The sequence below is a fragment of the Pigmentiphaga sp. genome, from assembly GCF_019689535.1.
Taxonomy (GTDB): Bacteria; Pseudomonadota; Gammaproteobacteria; order Burkholderiales; family Burkholderiaceae_B; genus Pigmentiphaga.
Genome location: NZ_JADGHH010000314.1, coordinates 1 through 2,641, shown reverse-complemented (window position 1 = coordinate 2,641; position 2,641 = coordinate 1). Strand labels below are relative to the sequence as shown.

The following is a 2,641-nucleotide window of genomic DNA, read 5'->3' as shown; positions in this document are numbered from 1 at the left end:
CGTTTATTGCGGGAATCTGCCCATCCCCTGTGTCGTCCGGCGCAAGGGAGCATGCAAAAAATACATAGAAACAATGAGTTAGCCGGAGGGCGAAGAGGGGCTCCCCGCTGGCACGAGCTTTGCAATATCGGCCTTGCCGTAACGACAAGAAGACGAGAAAGAGGCCTTGCCTCAGCTGTGCAACGAGTCCGGGGGGCACGGCGGTTCACGAGACCGCTTCTGCTGCAACACATCGAATGGCCAGGCCCCGTCTCCCGGGCGGGGGTGGCGACGCGTGCGCAAAGGACATCGTGCGTGCCGTCGGGGCGGCAGCTAACGACAAGACTAAATGAGGAGATTTTCATGCGACAGATGCGTACTAGTCGCCTTCGCCAGGGAGGGTATGGACTGGCGAGGTGGGCATGGGCGGTAGGTGCGGCGGCCGTATTGGTAGCTGCCTGCGGCGGAAGCGATGGCGGTGCGCCTTCGCCCGATGATCCGCCGGCGCCTCTACTGAAACTAAGCACCGTTTCATCCCTACCGGACTATGTGACGGGGGGCGATGCGCTCGTCCAAATCGAGGTGCCGCCCGGTGTGGAGGGTGAGCTTGTCGTCATGCTCGACAACAGCGATGTGTCGCGCGCGTTCACCAAGATAGGAAGCTCGACCTGGCAGGGGCTGGTGAGCGGGATGGTGGTGGGCAAGAACACCTTGCATGCACAAATTGGCGAGGCGACGGCGACCCTCGAGGTCACGAACTATCCGATTACCGGGCCGATGATATCCGGCCCCCATGAGAAGCCCTTCCTGTGCACCACGACGAGCTTCGGGCGGCTGGGGGGAGGCACGCTCGACGGTCCCTTGGATGAGCATTGTTCGACGAATACCCGGATCGATTACTTCTATCGCAGGACCACCGGGGGCAACGCGCGTTGGAATACCCCGACGGTCTATCCGGACGACATGGCCTACATCACCATCGATGAGGGCAAGCCAACCGAACGCACGGTGCCGTATCTGGTCCGGCTCGAGACCGGCACGATCAATCGTGGCATTTACCAGTCGGCCATGCTCCACGATCCGTTGAACGAGGGGCCCATCGGTCCCGATAAGCGGTCCAAGGCCTGGAATGGGAAGCTTATCTATCCCTTGGGCGGAGGCTGCCAGGGAGGCTGGTATACGCAAGGCGGAACGTTCAGCACGCTCATCGTCGACGAATGGATGAAGCAGGGCTATGCCGCGGTGACTTCCACCCTCAACATTTTCGGCTCCAACTGCAACGACCTGCTTTCTTCGGAAACAGTCGCGATGACCAAGGAGCGCTTCATCGAGGCCTACGGGGTGCCGGTCTATACCATAGGAACCGGCGGATCGGGCGGTGCCTACCAGAGCTTCCAGACATCGGCTAATTATCCCGGGCTGTTCGACGGCATCATCGTGAATTCGGTCTTCCCGGACGTGACTTCGGCCACCCTGTTCAAGCTGTTCGATTCGCGCTTGCTCAACAATTACTTCAACCGCCCGGGCGGACTTGCCTACACGGATGAAAAGAAAAAGGCGATTTCCGGCTATTTGCAAGTAGGCAATATCTCCGCCATGAGCACCAGTGCGGGACGGCTCGCCCCAGTCCTCTCGTTCCCATCCGGTTTCCCCGAGGAGCTGAAGTACCATCCGGTCGATCGGCCTAGCGGCGCACGGGCAACCGTTTACGACCACACCGTCAACGTGTACGGGAAAGACTCCCGCGGATTCGCGCTGCGCCCGATCGACAACGTGGGCGTGCAGTACGGGTTGAAGGCGCTCAACGATGGCGTCATCACGGTGGAGGAATTCCTCGACCTGAATGCCAACATCGGTGGCCTGGACGTGGATCTGCAGCCGACGCCGCAGCGCACCTCAGGCGACCTCGATGCCATTCGCCGTGCCTATCAGTCGGGCCGCATCACGTATGGCGGAGGCGGCTTGGCCTCCACGGCCATCCTTGAGCACCGGGATTACTTCGACAAGGCGGTCAACGGCGACATCCACAACAAGATTCACTCCTACTCGGTGCGTGAGCGGCTGAAGGCGGCAAACGGCCATTTCGACAATCACGTCATGCTCGGTCCCGGCCGGGTGTCTGACAGCTTGCTGCAGTTGATGGACCAGTGGCTGATGGGAGTGGTCAACGACAAGTCGGACGAACCCAAGGCGCGAAAAGTCGTCGCCCACAAGCCCGCCGGCCTGGCCGACGCTTGCTGGGACGAGTCTGGCGAGAAGATTGTCGAACCGTCCACGCCATTCGGCGACGGCCGCTGCAACGAGCTCTATCCTGCGGGCATTACGCCCCGGATGGTGGCGGGCGGGCCGTTGGCGGACAACATCGTCAAGTGCCAGCTCAAGCCCGTCGACCCTGCCGATTACAAGGTGCCGTTGACCCCGGGGCAGCTGAGCCGCCTGCGCGAGATTTTCCCGGACGGCGTCTGCGACTGGACCAAGCCCGGCGTCGAGCAGCAGCCGCTCGTGGGTACCTGGATCTCGTTTGGTCCTTCTGAGAAAAACCTGCTGTTCGACGTTACGCGTCCGTAACGGGCCAAGCCAGATGTAGCCGACCCCGTCCAGGGGTCGGCGCGTTCGTCCAATTCATCCGGACAGTCAAACTTTTTTCTACTGACTATATGAA

At 61.1% G+C, this 2,641-nt stretch carries 1 protein-coding gene; it reads left to right on the top strand.

Annotated elements, in window-relative coordinates:
• Positions 1–351 precede the first annotated feature (351 nt).
• Positions 352–2,547, top strand: coding sequence for a DUF6351 family protein (locus IRZ12_RS17170; protein WP_296471199.1), 2,196 nt, complete (start codon positions 352–354; stop codon positions 2,545–2,547).
• The last annotated feature ends 94 nt before the right edge of the window (positions 2,548–2,641 follow it).